Below are 16,247 nucleotides of genomic sequence, written 5' to 3'. Positions count from 1 at the left end.
CTAACACATTTTTATATTGAAATAGCCCGGTCGTTCGCCTTGATCATTTTAACTTAGGAGGATTCAATATGCTTCGATCTTTACGAAAGACAGCGGCCATGCTGCTGCTCATGCTCCTTGTATTGGTTGGCACATCCTTTACAGGCCCGAATCAGGCCGCCGCTGCCGGCGCACTCGAACTTTATACGCCCTACCTCGAATGGTCAGCAGCTCCAGGTGAAACCGTCTCTTACTCCATAGATATGATTAACCACGGTACTTCTACGTCTTCTGCCAATCTATCGTTGGACTCCGCTTCTGCGGATTGGAAATACAACCTAACCGCTGGAGGCAGAGAGATCTCCCGTGTGGCCGTCAAAGCAGGTGATACACAGACCATCAATTTACAGCTCGAAGTCCCGCTCAAAATTAATAAAGGTCGCTATAACTTCAGGCTAAATGCAGATGATACCTCTCTCCCGCTCGTTATTAACGTCTCGGAGCAAGGTACTTTTAAATCGGAACTGTCTGTGGACCAAGCCAATATGGAAGGACACTCTGATTCTACCTTTACCTATAGCGCTGTCCTCAAGAATCGAACCTCTCAGAAGCAAACCTACGCGCTGAGTGCACAGGCAGAGCAGGGCTGGGATGTCCGCTTCAATGCGGATTCAAGCAGTGTAACTTCCGTCGAGATTGAACCGAACACGGACAAGACGATCTCCATTCAGGTGAAGCCATCAGAGCAGGTGAAAGCCGGCTCCTACAAAATTCCGATCACCGCGACCAGCGGGGAATCGAACGCTCAAGCCACCCTGGAGGCAGTCGTCACCGGAACATACAATATGCAGTTCACGACGACAAACGATCTGCTGAGCGCAGATATTAAGGCTGGAGGAGAGCGCAAGCTGAATTTTGTTGTGAACAACACAGGATCGGCGGAGCTGCAGGATCTCTCCTTCACTTCCAATGCGCCTACGGACTGGGAGGTCTCCTTTGAGCCTTCGTCGATTACCTCGATCGCCCCGGGCGAAAGCAAGCAAGTCACCGCAACGATCAAATCAAGCGATAAATCGCTGGCCGGAGATTATGTCGTTAGTCTGACCGCCTCTTCCGCAAATAAGAGTTCATCTGCCGATTTGCGCATCACGGTTAAATCCTCTGTCCTCTGGGGCTGGATCGGGGTTATTATCATCCTGGCCGTCTGTGCAGCTATCTACTATCTGTTCCGCAAGTTTGGGAGACGGTGAAGATGAGTAACACGATGGCAACTTCCACTCAAGCTGTGCGGAATCAGCCGGTCATTGAACTTGTAGAGCTAACCAAGAGCTATGGCGACTATAAAGCGGTTAATCATTTGAATTTGACCATCAATAAAGGGGAGATCTTCGGGCTGCTTGGACCTAATGGCGCCGGGAAGACGACTACCATCCTGATGATGCTCGGACTTACCGATCCCAGCTTCGGGCAAGCAAGGATCTGTGGATTCGATCCTACCCGTGAAGCGCTGAAAGTAAAGAGAAGAGTCGGATACCTGCCTGATGATATCGGCTTCTATGAAGACAGAACTCCGCTCGACAATCTGATCTATACGGCGAGGCTGAATGGAATATCAAGGGACGAAGCAGAATCCCGCGCTGTTACTCTGTTGGAGAAGACCGGTATTGCCGAGCAAATGCGCAAGAAGGTCGGTGCGTTCTCACGCGGGATGCGGCAGCGACTGGGCTTGGCTGATGTTCTCATCAAGAATCCGGAGGTTATCATTCTCGATGAGCCTACGCTAGGGATTGACCCCGAGGGAGTGCGCGAGCTGCTGCAGCTAATCTCATCGCTCAGCCGCGATCAAGGCCTGACCGTGCTGCTGTCATCCCATCACCTGCATCAGGTTCAGCAAATATGTGACCGGGTCGGCCTGTTTGTCCAAGGACAATTGATCGCCTGCGGAGATATACGAACGCTCTCACATCAGCTGAACGATGATGGCTCGATTAATATTGAGGTGGGAACAAATCAGTGGACTGAACCACTTCTGAGCAGCATATCCGGGCTTGAAGGAGTGCTGGAGATTTATCGGAATCAGAGCACTGCGGAGAGTAAGGATAACGAGGAATACGATCTGGCGACCATTGTCTGTGATCGGGATCTTACCTCGCAAATTGCCGAGACCATCATTCGCAGCAATGCTGATCTAGTCTATTTGCGGCGCAAGGATTATGGCCTTGACGATATATATCATCGATATTTCGAAAGGAAGGGAGAGCGATGACAGACACTACAGCCAAACAACAATCAGCCTGGTCACGCTGGATTGAGATCCTGGACCGCTTCGAGGCGAAGCTTGGGCTTCCACCGAGACAAAGGCATAGCAGCGATCAAGCTGCGGATGAACATGAACGAAGTACTTCACCATTCTGGGTGATGGTCCATAAGGAAATCGGTGACCACATCCGCAGCTGGAGATTTGGAATTCTGATCGGCATCATCGTGCTGGCCTGCATCGGTTCGGTCTTCTCTGCTGTAACGGCAATCCGCAGTGGCTCAGCGAATAGCCAGGGATCGGGCAATACCTTTATGTTCCTGCGGATGTTCACACTTACGAGCCCAACGCTCGCCATACCGCCCTTCTCCAGTTTTCTGGCCTGGCTTGGTCCGTTGATCGGCATCGCGCTTGGCTTCGATGCTGTCAATTCGGAGCGCAACAAAGGCACACTTGGAAAGCTGTTGTCGCAGCCGATGTACCGGGATGATTTTATTATCGCCAAATTTGTCTCATCCTTGTTCCTGATCGCTGTCGTCGTATTCTCCCTTGGCTTTTTAATTATGGGACTCGGTCTGTTCGTCATCGGCTATCCGCCAACACCGGAGGAATTCCTGAGGGTCATTCTGTTCCTGATTATCGCCGTCGTCTATATCGGCTTCTGGCTCAATCTGTCAATCCTGTTCTCCATCCGGTTTCGGCAGGCGGCAACCTCTGCGTTGTCTTCGATGGCCATCTGGCTGTTCTTTGCCATCTTCTATAGCATGATCACCGGGCTGATCGACAGCATCACCGCCGTCTCGCAAACGGCGGACGTCGCGACGCAGATTCACCAGATGAACCTGATCCTCACTCTGAATCGCCTTTCTCCAACCTATCTGTTTACGGAGACGATTACGACGATGCTCTCACCGGGAATCCGCTCACTCGGTCCGCTCACGATGGATCAGCTTGTCGGAGCCATTTCCAGCCCATTGTCCCTGGGACAAAGCCTTATTCTGGTATGGCCGCAGTTAACCGGGATGATCGCCGAGACGATGGTCTGCTTCGGTATTTCCTACTATCTGTTCATTCGCCAGGAGATCCGTTCAAGGGTATAAGCTCTGCTGAGAGCCAAGGACTTCTAATCAGCCCCCTGTCTTCTCCTTAGATACTATGCTCATACACATAAATGACCTGGCGGAAACGCCAGGTCATTTGCTTATTCTATCCTGAAATACGAATTAGTAAGAGGAACCCAATAACAATAATAGCAACTAATATAGCGCCCCAAGCCGTATTGTTCGTCGTATCTTCTTCGCGCTTTATTTTCTTAAAGAGACTGGCTGTATTCACATAAAGCAACGCTGCAAGGAACGGTAATCCAAATACGATAGCCCTTCAACCATTGCCTCATCACCCGTCTATATCATAGCGCTCATCGGATCACGCTTCAACGGATTCTCAACAATCCAACTGCGCTGCTCATTGTATAGATAGGCGCGATGGACAAGAACGCGAATCTCCTGCCCGATCTCAAGCGTCTCCTTCTCCAGCGAGCGGAAGGTCGTTAATACGTTCCCCCCCACTTCAACGTCAACCAGCCATTCGCTGCCGCGAAAATGTACATGCTTCACAACTCCGACAGACGTAGCAGACAGTAGGGAGAAATCCCGCTCGCTGCCGATCTCGATATATTCCGGGCGGATTAAGGCCTTTGCTTGTGAACCGGATACCTCCGTCTCGAAGCCTCTTAGCTCGGACGGGTTATCAATCAGCGTTGATTGTCCGATAAAGGAAGCGACAAACGGTGTCCGCGGCTCCCGGTAGATGTCCCATGGCGAACCTTTCTGCTCCAGCCGGCCTTCGCTAATGATCATAATCTCATCCGCGACCTCAATCGCCTCGTCCTGATCATGGGTGACGAAGATCGATGTAATGCCGACACGTTCAATCAACTCGCGCAGCCAGGACCTCAGCTCCTGGCGGATCTTCGCATCGATCGCGGCGAAGGGCTCATCGAGCAGCAGAAGCTGCGGCTCTGGCGCAAGCGCCCTGGCGAAGGCGACTCTTTGACGTTGCCCACCGGAAAGCTGATGCGGATAACGCCCCTCGAACCCTTTAAGCCCCGTTAGCTCCACCAGCTCCATCACACGCTCTTTTATCGCACTTTTGGTCACTTTTTTGACCTGGAGTCCAAAAGCGATATTATCGAATACCGTCATATGCTTGAATAATGCATAACTCTGGAATACAAAGCCGATTCCGCGTTCCTGCGGCGCAAGCTCGTTCACCCGTTGTCCATGGAACAGAATCTCCCCTGATTCCGGCTGCTCCAGCCCTGCCAGCATGCGAAGAATCGAGGTTTTGCCCCCTCCGCTCGGTCCGAGCAATCCGATCAACTGTCCCTTTTCAATCTCAAAGCTCACGTCTTTCACGGCATGGAAATTGCCAAAATGCTTATCCAGATTTCGTACTTCTATATGCATCGGAAGAGGCCACATCCTTTCATCAATTCCGGCAGCAGGTCGTTGGAGCAGGGCCACCAGTTGCGTATAATTAACATCCCATAATTTCATATGAAATTACTTGGTTTTATTCTTATTAAACACTTTATCAAACCGTCCAACCTCAGTCAACCAAATATTTCTAGTCTCCGCGGCGCACTAAAAAGCTGAAACGATAGCTTCATGAACAACACAAATCCCCTACGAACAGTTCGAGAAGCTGCTTAATAAGGCCAAGAAACATGATATAGACGTAACGACCTTTATCCGTCAAGGCAACGAACACTTTGTCTGTTATGAACAATATTCAGAGGACCCCGCTCAAGATATTGAGTTTAGCCAAGCTATTCTCGATTTTTTAGCCGTTGAATTCCCTTAGTAAATTCTGCAAGTCATATATGGGTTCAATTAGGTCGATTTTCAGTAGCGGGTAAAATAAATAGCTTAACAGGAGTCGCAGCTTATGCCGTGGCTTCTTTTCTTGCCCGGTTTTAGCAAGCCTCATAACATTCTGGTTATTGTTTTATGTTAAGCAGCGTGGAAATTGCCAAAATGCTTATAACCGTCTAACCTCAGTCAATCAAAGGTTTCCAGTATCCGTAAACAATAAGGAAGTCGTCTATCCATCGCCTGACAGCCAGAAAAGAAAAAAATAGGGCTTGAATTCTGACCGATTCTGACAAACCATAGGGATACTGCTTTTAACGGAAATAGAAGACGCTATTATGGCGATAAAGCCACATTTTTCAATCTAACGGAAATGGACGACCTTATGTCAGAAAATTACTATGGAAACAGGCTGTTAGCCAGCAAATAGCGAACCTGATTTCCGTTATAATTCCAACCTGACCAAAATGGGCATAATAACGGCTGTGGTTTCCGTTAGAGTTCTGATGTTTCAATAAATAGGTCTCATGATGGCGATATGCTAAAATTGTGATATACTAAGCCAAAAATATTTAATCAGAGGAGGTCAACGATGCTTTATAAGCTTGAATTATCCACAGCCAAGCGGGATGAAATGCGTGATATTACAAGAGAAGTTACGGCATTTGTACATAAAAGCGGGGTTAAACAGGGTCATGTCATCGTCTATTGTCCGCACACTACCGCAGGAATTACGATTAATGAGAATGCCGATCCGGACGTCAAGCGTGATGTGTTAATGAGGCTGAATGAAGTATACCCTTGGGAACATCCGCAATACCGTCATGCGGAGGGCAATACGGCCGCTCATCTGAAGGCAATGACCACCGGTACGTCCCAGACTGTGATCCTAGAGGATGGCGAGCTGCTGCTCGGGCGGTGGCAAGGCATCTATTTTTGTGAATTCGACGGTCCACGTCAGCGCCATTGTTACGTTAAAATACAAGAAGACTGAAAACTGAGACACGTAGAGGGCCTGCATTCCTTTTCGGGAATCCCAGGCCCTTTACGCTTTGGAATAAACATACATGTATGAAACAACTCCAGCATTATATAACGATCGACTTATCGCCCTGTTTGATTAATGCAATACAGAAGTACAGCGATGATAGTGTAAATGGATAAAGTCCGGATGGAAAACAAAAACGCCCTATGACGTTAAACGGTACGTGCTCTGACTTAACATTTTGACATGGCCCACTGCAGCGGGCATGATCTCATCAAAGGTAAGACGGTCCTGGATGTAGAACGAAATAAACCCGTGAATCCCCAAAAACATAGTCAGCGGAAAGGAAGGATTCTGCTGCAGCGGATGCTGCTCTTCCTTCAAGAAACGCTGTACAATTGTCTTGAATTTGTCGAAGCACTTGGACTGTTCTGCACGGCAATAGGACAATATCTCCTCATCACGGAGCATGAACATAATCTCGTATTGATGCGGATGGTCAAGGCCAAACTTAATAAACTCCAGCATCAGTTCCTCCGTCTTCGTGAGTCCATCCACTACCGGGCGCTTCGTCACCTGTTCACAGAGCAGGGTCAAATGATTGAAGTCCTGCACCACAATCGCATAGAACAGCTCTGCCTTCTCTTTAAAATGATAATAAAGTGAGCCGTGGCTATATCCCAAATGCTGCCCAATGCTCCGCATGGAAATACCCCGATAACCCTTCGTAATAAACAGATGTCTCGCGGCATCCATAATTCTTTCCCTTGATAATTCCTGCTCTACTGCTCTTCTTGCCATAGGCATTATTCCCCTTCAATAAAATAAACCTTGTCACCCGCCATCATCTCTGCCTGCCCTTGAGTCATATCCGTCATCCAGTTGATAAATTGCTCCGCCTCGTCTGCGAGCGGTAAGCAGTGCAATGTGACTTTATCAGTAAATTCGGTCTGCCCCATGCGGATTCCACGATTGTGAAGCTCATTCTCTGCTTTGCCAAGCCAAGTATAGTCAAGCTCAACGAGGACTTCCTGATGCAGTACCCGAGTAATCGCCTCTCCCGCCTCAATCGCTGCTACGGCACCATCCGTATAAGCCCGGATCAGGCCCCCCGCCCCAAGCAGAATACCGCCAAAATAACGGGTTACGACGATCGCCACATTTTTCAAATTTTGATTCTTAATAACTTCCAGTATCGGCTTGCCTGCTGTTCCGCTGGGTTCCCCATCATCGGATTGCTTCTGGATCTCATCTCTTTCGCCGATCATATAAGCCGAGCAATTATGGGTAGCGTTCCAATGCTTCTTCTTGATCTCCTCAATAAAAGCGACCGCTTCCTCCTCGCTCTCTACCGGCTTGATATGGCCAATAAACCGCGATTTGCGAATGACGATTTCCTTCTCGCCTGCTTGCCTAACTGTTCTGTAACGTTCCAACATCAATATCCTCATCCTTATGAATGTGCCAAAAAGCAGCCCATCCGGTTTTTTCCGAAAAGAACTGCTTTCTGGCGTTATGTCCTCTGGTGTTCAACTCGTCGTAATCTTATTCGGACAGTCTTGCTTCCAGAGCTGCTTTTTCTTTCTCATAGCCCGGCTTGCCAAGAAGCGCAAACATGTTCTTCTTGTAAGCTTCAACGCCTGGCTGATCGAATGGATTTACGCCTGACAGGTAACCGCTGATGCCGCAAGCTTTTTCAAAGAAGTATACGAGGTAACCGAAAGAATATGGAGTCATATCCTCTACATTAACGACCAGGTTAGGCACCTGACCATCGGTATGGGCGAGCAAGGTTCCTTGGAACGCCTTCTTGTTCACGAAATCCATCGTCTTGCCTGCGAGGAAGTTCAATCCATCAAGATCGTCCGGATCGGATTCGATCGCGATGTGACTCGATACTTCAGTAACTTGAATCACCGTCTCAAAGATGTTGCGGTTGCCCTCTTGAATGAATTGTCCCATGGAATGCAGATCTGTAGAGAAATCAACTGCCGCTGGGAAAATGCCTTTATAATCTTTACCTTCACTCTCGCCGTAGAGCTGCTTCCACCACTCGGATACGTAGTGCAAGGACGGCTCGTAGTTGACGAGAATTTCGGTTACTTTGCCTTTGCGGTACAATGCATTACGCACGGCAGCGTATTGGTAGCTCTCATTCTCAGCTACGTTCGGATTGCTGTATTCCTTCGCTGCGTCAGCTGCGCCTTGCATCATCGCATCGATATCGATGCCAGCAACGGCAATCGGAAGCAAACCAACCGGAGTAAGCACGGAATAACGACCACCTACATCATCGGGAATAACGAAGGATTCATAACCTTCTTCGTTCGAGAGCTTCTTGAGCGCACCCTTCTCGCGGTCTGTCGTTGCGTAGATGCGCTTGCGGGCTTCTTCCTTGCCGTATTTCTTCTCCAGTGCTGCACGGAAAATGCGGAAAGCAATCGCCGGCTCTGTCGTCGTACCGGATTTGGAGATGACATTCACGGAGAAATCCTTGCCATCGATCAGGTCAAGCAAATGATTTACATAAGTGGAGCTAATATTGTTACCTGCAAAATAGATTTCAGGAGTTTTGCGTTTATCTTTAGGAAGTAAGTTGTAGAAGGAATGCGACAAAGATTCAATCGCAGCGCGTGCGCCGAGGTAAGAACCACCGATGCCGATTACGATCAATACTTCGGAATCATTTTGAATTTTGGCTGCCGCCTTCTTGATGCGGGCAAATTCCTCTTTGTCATACTCGGTAGGCAGGTTAATCCAGCCAAGATAATCGGAGCCTGCACCTGTACCCTTATGTAGCTGCTCATGAGCAAGACGAATGGGTTCAGCAAAATAATCAATCTCATGCTGTCCTACGAATTCCAAAGCGTTACTGTAATCAAACGTTACTTTTTTACTCATCTGAAACAAACCTCCATCTATATATTTATCGCACTGCCTATCCACAAGAGGTAATGATAGTCATTAGTCCTCTTAAATAAAAGTGACAACCTCTTAAATAGAAGTTCAAAAAGATCGAGTTCTCAGCACCGAGAAGGTTGGATAAAGCTAGGGCTTGAGGATGAGACATACGAAGTGGGTACATGAGCACCTGAGATGTTTCCGGAGGAAACATAACTTCGTAGGCATTCGCTTAGGCCCGGCTAAATTCAAGATTTGATGCCAAATAGCTGCCTGTTCACTTTGTGATAGAGATAGAGTTTATTCGTTATCAGCATGGCTAATGAAACTCTATTCGCAAGAAAACCTGTACTCGCATCGCTGTCGCTCAGCCTTGAGTGACTTTGATCGGTTTTTTTTATCCAAAGCGAGCTTTTTGAACAACTACTAAAACAACTTAAAAATAGGATACTGTAAAACCTGTATGAACACAAGGGCACATTATGCACCCTTCCTGCCAACATGTTAAAATACAAGTAGGTTTGCAGATACTTAAAAAGAGGTGGACAATCATGAATAAAATAGGTTTTATCGGCTTGGGAACAATGGGCGCGCCAATGGCTGCAAACTTGCTGAAAGCAGGCTATGAAGTCACAGTGTACAATCGTACTGCTTCAAAGTGCGCTCCTCTCGTTAGTCAAGGTGCCAAGCAGGCCGCATCTCCTAAGGAAGCGGCGGCATCCACCGATATCGTCATTACAATGGTAAGCAATGACCAATCGATAGAAGCCGTATACGACGGTTCCGAGGGTGTTCTCTCTGGGCTTCAGTCCGGCGCAATCGTGATCGATTGCAGCACGATCTCCCCTGCGCTTGTAAAGCAGACGGCGGCGAAGGTTCAGGAGCGGGGAGGAAGCTTCCTTGACGCTCCTGTAACCGGAAGCTCTCCAGCCGCCATTGACGGATCGCTTGTCTTCATGATAGGAGGTCATGCGGACATCCTTGAGAAATGCCGCGACCTTTTCGAAATTATGGGCAAGAAGATCCTGTACATGGGACCCAACGGCAGCGGTGCCGTAGCCAAAATCGCCCATAATGCGATCGTCGGCATCAACAACCTGGCACTTGCCGAAGGTTTTGCCATCGCCGCCAAATCGGGTTTGCCTGTGGACAGCTTCCTCGAACTGGTGCAGCTAGGTTCAGCAGGAAGCAAAGCAGCCGAACTCAAAGGCCGCAAAATCATCGAGCATGATTTCACGAACCAGTTTTCACTCTCTCTCATGCTGAAGGATTTGAAGCTGGCCTCATCTCTAACGGACAATTCCGGGATTCCAGCTCCCATGTTAAATTTGGCCAAAAGTCTGTTCCAGGCTGGCCAGACCGAAGGTTATGGGGATGAGGACTTATCCTCTGTTGTAAAAGTTTACGAAGCCTGGATTGGCCAGAAGATCGGTGATAAGCAAATCTGATCCATCTTTCCCGTGATTTCTGCCATTCAGCAATGCCAAGAAGGCAGGTGCAGCGTTAGCTGTTCCTGCCTTTCATTTATTTACTTGTTTTCACAATTCGCCCTAAAATCGTATTTTGAACATATGTCTATAACCTGCCCTATATGAAAAAGATCAGTCGATCCGATTTGCTATTTCTACAGATAAAAAATGCCTTAAAATACAAAGCCGGTTTTGCGGCTGCAAGTGGTTACGTCTGTATTTAAAAGCCAAAAAACTCCGTCCCATAAGGGACGGAGTTGATTCGCGTTACCAGCCTATTCCTGAATCCATTGCATCGATCGGAATTTACTTGGCGCTTTGCCATCCCCAATTCCGCCGCCCCATTCGATATACCCTTTTCGCTGATTTCCGTCGTTATCATTCACTAGCAATGAAAAGTTGAATACTCCACTCTCTGTCGTGATTGGGGCTAATTCCGACCAAGGCAATGCCAATTCATAAGTCGTCAGCTTCTGGGCTTCGTCTCTTGCTACTCGAACCTCTCCGTTTAAGACCAATCCCTTTGCAATCCCTATCGGCCCAATCCAGCGATAAATTTGCGATCCTGCCGCTGTTTGAGAAATCCCGTATTCATAATAGTTCGAATCCTCTCCGGGCAAACCGTTCGAAATGGCGAATTGGATGCTGTCGTTGTTCCACATGTTCACATCAGTTGCTGGGTAAGCATGAATGTTATCCTTAACTTTTGCAGTCAAATAAAAATAGTCGTTGTCGTAATTCAACCATACGGAGCCGCTCAAATCATCGGCCCCTTGGTAGCCGCTCATCTTCACGTTGCCTTTGGATAGATCGATGGTCGGCGCCTTCGCAACAATAAGCGGATCGGGATTGCCGTCAACGTTAAGTGTTCCGCTATAAACCGGATTGAAATCAATATTGCCTTTATAGACATAGGTTTTGTTGTTTCCATAAGCTACTTTAATGTTTGCCGTGAAACTTTTTCCTAGTTCAAAATTTTGCAGTGCGATATCAAACGTCCCTATCGAATCAGGTTGCAGCACTTGATTCACTTCCTGATTGCCCGATAATGCACCAAGCTGCCAATCTATACGATGAACAGGCAAGGCGTTGATCTTTGAGTGATTTCGGATTTGGACTTTAATCGATTGACTTAGCGGCTCGTTACCGTTCATTACCGGACGAATTTGAAGCGTTTCGGAAGAATCTACAGCAGCGGCGTACTGCAGCAGCCCGATGGCTTGCCCGCCAGACTTCAGAACTCCCTTGACGATCCGTGTTCCAGTTTCATCTAACCCGCTCACAACCACTGACTGCAGCTTGGTCTGACCAGGGGCAGCATTCAACGCATAAGATTGGTCTTCTACCTCCAATATGAAGTCAAGCGTTTGAGCTGTTGTGTTGTTCATTTCAACCTGAAAGGTCACAGGCTCGCCTGATAGAGCACCTCCACCAGAAACGGTAAATGTCGCATCCTTATTTATCGTTTGGATATTTCCTTTGATGTAGATAGGCTCTCCCGTCAAGGTTACATAAATATGACCGTTCGTCGGCGCATACGTCCGCGTATTACCCATCATATCCGTAATCTCAACGGACTGATTCGTCTTGATCACAGCCGACACAGGTTCGAGCGACCATACGACCCGCTTGTTGTTTTGTCCACCATCCATAAATAGGTAACTTTTGAGGTCGGGTTCCAACGGCTCTTCCTCGTGAAATTGCCAATTTGTAAGCTCTCTTGTCATCACAGCGTATGCGGCATATGCCGGTTTCGGAGTGAATGCGCCGAGCGGGTCAGCCGCATTGCGGAGCAGGCCGAAATTATCTTCGTTGTAGTCATTACGAACTCCGTCATTCACCATATCGTACCAGTATATTTTTTCGACTCCGCTTGAAATTGCCGACACATAGTAGCGAACCAAATAATTTGCCTGTATGATTTCATCAACGCCATTCACGGACTTATGGGTTGGATAACCGAATTCCGTGATCCAAATCGGTTTATCTTGACCGTTATTATATTGGCGAATTAATGCCTTGATTTGATCGAGGGATTCTGTCAAGCTTTCCGGCTCATTCGGGTACAGGTAAGGATGCAATGTAACTGCGTCCATGTACTGCAGCCCGCCCAGCTTGAACACTTCCTCGATCCAGCTCACTGCATCTTCAGAGGCGACAATGCCATAGACCGGGAATTCAGGGTGGCTGGCTTTGACCGTCTCATACGTTTTTTTCAATAATTTAAAATAATAGTCAGGCCGGGAGTTGGCAGGACTGTTGCCTCTTTTGCCGAACGAGCCATGAAATTCATTGTAGGCCTCCATCGCGATCAGCTGATCTTTGTAGGAATCTACGTAAGCTTCGGCATAGTTGGCGAAACCTTCACGACCTTGGTCGGTGTATGGCGTACCATTGTTGTCGTAAAAAGGGTTGTTATATCCAGAGACAAACAGCATATCGATACCTTGCTCTTTGAGCTGCGCCATATAGTTATCCGGCACGGGGTTGAACGTGTACACTTCCTTTGATTTTTCGATCGCATGCCATTCGATGCCATCCCGAACCGATTTAACGCCTGCCTGTTGAATGATCGGGATCGTATTCGTTTGTCCCCGATGCAGATGAGTCGCCATCCCGAAAGGCGAATCCGCTACAGCCGTAAAATCATAAGGCGACAGAACGGCAAACGATGTTTCCAATGGTACCGATGTTTGTTGATCTGACGATTCCGCCGTTGCCCGGAGCTTAAAGTAGCCGCGTTTCGTGTAGGGGACGTTGATAATGGCATTCCCCCGGTCATTGTATGCTGTACCTTCGGACATCTTGGTGCCCTGCATATCATAAGCAGACCACGTAACGCTAGGCAGCAGTGTTGCTACTTTGAACTGGATCGGTTCATTCTCATTGAACACATTTCCAATTTTCATTTGCTTTAGCTCGGTTTTTGGAACGTTCACGGTTACATACGGGCCATCATGGCTCCACTTATCTTGACTATTTCCGGCCTCGATCTTGAAGGTGTACGTACTGCCGATATCTAAATCCTGGATCGGAATATGGTACGTATCACTTGTTACAGTTGCTTTGGACTTTCCATTTTGAAATATTTGGTAACTGTCCGTATTTTCTGGTGACTGCGTTTCCGACCATTTCAAATCCAAACCGCTCTCGCCTAAATTTTCAATCACAACGCTTGCGTCGGAGGGCCAACTTGGCGCCGATGGATCAACGCGTCTATTTGATAGAGATAAATAAGGCTGATTGACTGCGTTTTCTTTACTGTTGATATGGATTAACGCTCCATTTTGGGCAGCTTGGGTCAACCCGAAGCTGGCAACCTGATCGGAGGCAAGCTGTGCCTTCACAAAGGAAGTCACGTCCACCTGAATCCATTTCCATGTCAAACCTACATTTACATTGGCCAAATAATGGTCAATGACCGGCTTTTCGTTCCAGGTTACCCTGTTCTCTGTCCACGTATCGTCCTCCACCCCGTACAATTGAAAGGCCAACGGACTGCCGTTCGTATTAATTACTGCTGCATACACGTTTAGCGTTACCGATCCTACTTCCCCCGAATAAGAGCTTAGGTCAAATTTCATGTAGGATTCCCTGGTATAATTCGGATCACTTGACCACGTTCTCACCTGAAGCATCGGATCCGTACCATAATTTGTATTTGCAAGAGATCCTGCATTCACATACGTATCGGCCTGTATTGGAATCTGGGTCACGTCATCATTGTTTTCAAGCGCGTAAATCGAAGAACCTCCGCTAGTCACGAATAAGCTGACAATAACAAATAAAGATAGAATGACGGATCTTTTCCATGTAATAGGTGTCAAATACAATCACTCCTCTATTAAGATTTGAAAGCGATCAGTCTGCATTTAGGTTCTTGATCTCTCCAGGTCTTATTTCGATCGCCGTTTCTTCCACTTCGATCCACACAGACATAGCTGACGGGTTATGTAGGATGTGACCGGACACGGAACAGCGGAGCTGGCGTAATGCGTTCATGTAAGCGATAATTTCAGAATTCGTAGCATACCAGATGTCGCTGTGCCGTCCTACTAACTCACCAAACTGTTCGAGGATGTTCCAATTCCGATCTCTATCAAACTCATAGCTATGTCCCCACACATAGAATAGAGCCATTCGTGCATGCCTCGGCGTATCAGAGAGAAACTTCTCTCCGAACTCCAGCATTTGCTTGTGATGGCAAGTAGGATGCCATTGCAGGAAATCGGACGGCATGGCAAAGGTATGAGTACTGTTCGTCGTCCGGGCATACTCAATGCCGAGGCCGGGCAATGCCGACACAACCCGTTCATTCCAGGAACCATACGGATAGCTCATGCCGCGAACAGGACATCCGGTAAGTTCCTCCAGCGCATTTCGATCTTCCATGATCTCCATAACCATACGGTCCGGAGGAATTAGATCCAGATGCGGATGGGCTGCCGTATGGGAAGATACTTCTTGCCCGGCATACAGCGTCGAGACCTCTTCGGCGTTAATATAACCGGGCTTTCCAAAAAAGCCCGAGTTGAGATGAAAGGCTCCTTTCAAGCCGTAGTCGTTCATTTTGGCCACAAGCATACGATCATTTTCCCTACCATCGTCGTAGCTTAATGTGACCGCTTTCATTCTTCCGCCAGGAAAACGGTCGTATCGTATTCTCAACGTAATCCCTCCTTTGTAAGGCAATGGTCATCAAACCATCCCCGCTCGATATTAGCCAGCATCAGATCCATTCCCGTCCTTTGGAAGGGCAGCGATATGTCCTGTTGGGTGATTTGCGGGTCCTCCACTTTCGTATAAGTCAGCAGCGCTTTCCCCGAATGGGTAAACGTACAATTCAAATTCATAAATTCGAATGGTCCGGTCTCAATATCTCCCAATTTCATCCATGTGATCCCATCATCGCTCGATACGGCGGCGGTTAACGGGGTACGCAGTCCATAATGGTGTCTTGCAGGATCGTAGCAGCTATCATTATAAAATATAACCAAGTTGTTGGTGCCGGGAATAAGTCTTAGGCAAGAGCATGATTCCGGGGCTCTGAGTCCTGAGGTTTGAGGTAATGACCATGTTTCGCCGCTATCATCGGAGAAGGACAAGAACACCGATCCTAGCTGTGTTCGAAGCGACATGATCAGCTGTCCGGAAGGCAACTCTGCTACCGACGCCTCCATGGCGCCGCGCATCGGCAAGTTGACCGTTCCGCTTGACCTTCTCCAGCTGTTGCCCTCATCATCGCTTAGATAGCAAGCAACGGTATTATGCTGGCTCCCCTGATGGCCCGTTCCGAAGTGAAATGGCAGAAGCAATCGACCATTCGACAAGACGTTCATCTGATTGGCGCCTCCCTGAATCCATTGTCCGTTACTTCGGTTCCATATGGTGCCTGCATCGTTCCAGGTTTTCCCCTCATCTGAGGAACGGAATAAGCACATCGTCGAGCTGCTGCCTCCTTGATGACCGCGCACACAATGAAGCAGCAGTTCACCGGAAGGCAATCGGGTCACCCCGGGCGCCTGCACATTATGGTCGCCAGGCTCTACGTCCACAAGCAGGGTTTCCTCGCCCCATGTGATCCCATCGTCTCTCGAAATTTTGGCATGAATGCGGCAGAGACCAAAATCGCTCCCTCCCTCGATGTTATTCTCGTATTTATGCCAAACAAGAAGCAGGCTGCCGTCCTTGAGCTGAACGATACTAGCCGTATCATTGCGCGGATTATTAGGTCCGGCGCCCGCCACCGTACAGTATCGGATCGCTTTATTCCTCATCGTTTG

The 16,247-nt window shown here is 48.2% G+C and carries 12 protein-coding genes; 5 read left to right on the top strand and 7 right to left on the bottom strand.

From position 1 onward, the window contains the following. Positions 1 to 68: 68 nt before the first annotated feature. From DMN77_RS11440 to DMN77_RS11430, 3 genes are read left to right on the top strand one after another with little or no spacing between them, the layout of a single operon-like run. A complete protein-coding gene (locus DMN77_RS11440; protein ID WP_179015038.1) occupies positions 69 to 1,229 on the top strand; it encodes a COG1470 family protein in 1,161 nt (386 codons plus the stop codon). Positions 1,230 to 1,231: 2 nt separating this feature from the next. Continuing rightward, positions 1,232 to 2,245, top strand: a complete 1,014-nt coding sequence (locus DMN77_RS11435) for an ABC transporter ATP-binding protein (RefSeq protein WP_082790039.1) — start codon at positions 1,232 to 1,234, stop codon at positions 2,243 to 2,245. Continuing rightward, a complete protein-coding gene (locus DMN77_RS11430) occupies positions 2,242 to 3,336 on the top strand; it encodes an ABC transporter permease (RefSeq protein WP_179015037.1) in 1,095 nt (364 codons plus the stop codon). The genes DMN77_RS11435 and DMN77_RS11430 overlap by 4 nt, the downstream gene beginning before the upstream one ends. Before the next feature lie 303 nt (positions 3,337 to 3,639). On the opposite strand, the gene DMN77_RS11425 is transcribed toward DMN77_RS11430, so the two are convergent. Further along, positions 3,640 to 4,704 carry a sulfate/molybdate ABC transporter ATP-binding protein gene (locus DMN77_RS11425; RefSeq protein WP_068780191.1) on the bottom strand — a complete coding sequence of 355 codons (1,065 nt, stop codon included), beginning with the start codon at positions 4,702 to 4,704 and terminating at the stop codon, positions 3,640 to 3,642. A gap of 997 nt (positions 4,705 to 5,701) precedes the next feature. Between DMN77_RS11425 and DMN77_RS11420 the strand changes: the two genes are divergently transcribed. Next, a complete protein-coding gene (locus DMN77_RS11420; protein ID WP_068780056.1) occupies positions 5,702 to 6,103 on the top strand; it encodes a secondary thiamine-phosphate synthase enzyme YjbQ in 402 nt (133 codons plus the stop codon). A gap of 195 nt (positions 6,104 to 6,298) precedes the next feature. On the opposite strand, the gene DMN77_RS11415 is transcribed toward DMN77_RS11420, so the two are convergent. The 3 genes from DMN77_RS11415 to DMN77_RS11405 form a co-directional block, all read right to left on the bottom strand. Beyond that, complete coding sequence (locus DMN77_RS11415; protein WP_179015035.1) at positions 6,299 to 6,895, bottom strand: TetR/AcrR family transcriptional regulator; 597 nt, start codon at positions 6,893 to 6,895, stop codon at positions 6,299 to 6,301. 5 nt (positions 6,896 to 6,900) lie between these two features. Continuing rightward, complete coding sequence (locus tag DMN77_RS11410; RefSeq protein WP_179015034.1) at positions 6,901 to 7,533, bottom strand: YigZ family protein; 633 nt, start codon at positions 7,531 to 7,533, stop codon at positions 6,901 to 6,903. Between the two features lie 106 nt (positions 7,534 to 7,639). Beyond that, positions 7,640 to 8,995 (bottom strand): glucose-6-phosphate isomerase, encoded by a 1,356-nt coding sequence (locus DMN77_RS11405; RefSeq protein ID WP_068780054.1) that lies wholly within the window; start codon positions 8,993 to 8,995, stop codon positions 7,640 to 7,642. 551 nt (positions 8,996 to 9,546) lie between these two features. Here DMN77_RS11405 and DMN77_RS11400 point away from each other — a divergent pair. Continuing rightward, positions 9,547 to 10,443 (top strand): NAD(P)-dependent oxidoreductase, encoded by an 897-nt coding sequence (locus DMN77_RS11400; protein ID WP_179015032.1) that lies wholly within the window; start codon positions 9,547 to 9,549, stop codon positions 10,441 to 10,443. Positions 10,444 to 10,739: 296 nt separating this feature from the next. On the opposite strand, the gene DMN77_RS11395 is transcribed toward DMN77_RS11400, so the two are convergent. Genes DMN77_RS11395 through DMN77_RS11385 form a run of 3 tightly spaced genes read right to left on the bottom strand, consistent with a single transcriptional unit; the run spans position 10,740 to position 16,241 of the window. After that, positions 10,740 to 14,291, bottom strand: coding sequence for a CBM96 family carbohydrate-binding protein (locus tag DMN77_RS11395; RefSeq protein WP_179015031.1), 3,552 nt, complete (start codon positions 14,289 to 14,291; stop codon positions 10,740 to 10,742). Positions 14,292 to 14,325: 34 nt separating this feature from the next. Next, entirely contained in the window at positions 14,326 to 15,132 is an 807-nt protein-coding gene (locus tag DMN77_RS11390; RefSeq protein WP_068780051.1) for a polysaccharide deacetylase family protein, read from the bottom strand. Then, positions 15,129 to 16,241: a sialidase family protein gene (locus DMN77_RS11385; RefSeq protein WP_179015029.1), complete on the bottom strand. Its 1,113-nt coding sequence runs from the start codon at positions 16,239 to 16,241 to the stop codon at positions 15,129 to 15,131. Before DMN77_RS11385 ends, DMN77_RS11390 begins: the two co-directional genes overlap by 4 nt. Positions 16,242 to 16,247: the final 6 nt, after the last annotated feature.

The sequence above is a fragment of the Paenibacillus sp. 79R4 genome (assembly GCF_013393165.1).
In the GTDB taxonomy this organism is placed as follows: domain Bacteria; phylum Bacillota; class Bacilli; order Paenibacillales; family Paenibacillaceae; genus Fontibacillus.
The sequence above is the reverse complement of the archived record's forward strand: the minus strand, read 5'-3'. Positions and strand labels throughout refer to the sequence as shown.

Excerpts from the sequence above, each read along its gene's own strand:
- DMN77_RS11410 (WP_179015034.1), bottom strand. The coding sequence starts at position 7,533 with ATGTTGGAACGTTACAGAACAGTTAGGCAAGCAGGCGAGAAGGAAATC.
- DMN77_RS11400 (WP_179015032.1), top strand. The coding sequence starts at position 9,547 with ATGAATAAAATAGGTTTTATCGGCTTGGGAACAATGGGCGCGCCAATG.
- DMN77_RS11405 (WP_068780054.1), bottom strand. The coding sequence starts at position 8,995 with ATGAGTAAAAAAGTAACGTTTGATTACAGTAACGCTTTGGAATTCGTA.
- DMN77_RS11440 (WP_179015038.1), top strand. The coding sequence starts at position 69 with ATGCTTCGATCTTTACGAAAGACAGCGGCCATGCTGCTGCTCATGCTC.
- DMN77_RS11385 (WP_179015029.1), bottom strand. The coding sequence starts at position 16,241 with ATGAGGAATAAAGCGATCCGATACTGTACGGTGGCGGGCGCCGGACCT.
- DMN77_RS11420 (WP_068780056.1), top strand. The coding sequence starts at position 5,702 with ATGCTTTATAAGCTTGAATTATCCACAGCCAAGCGGGATGAAATGCGT.
- DMN77_RS11435 (WP_082790039.1), top strand. The coding sequence starts at position 1,232 with ATGAGTAACACGATGGCAACTTCCACTCAAGCTGTGCGGAATCAGCCG.
- DMN77_RS11425 (WP_068780191.1), bottom strand. The coding sequence starts at position 4,704 with ATGCATATAGAAGTACGAAATCTGGATAAGCATTTTGGCAATTTCCAT.
- DMN77_RS11430 (WP_179015037.1), top strand. The coding sequence starts at position 2,242 with ATGACAGACACTACAGCCAAACAACAATCAGCCTGGTCACGCTGGATT.
- DMN77_RS11415 (WP_179015035.1), bottom strand. The coding sequence starts at position 6,895 with ATGGCAAGAAGAGCAGTAGAGCAGGAATTATCAAGGGAAAGAATTATG.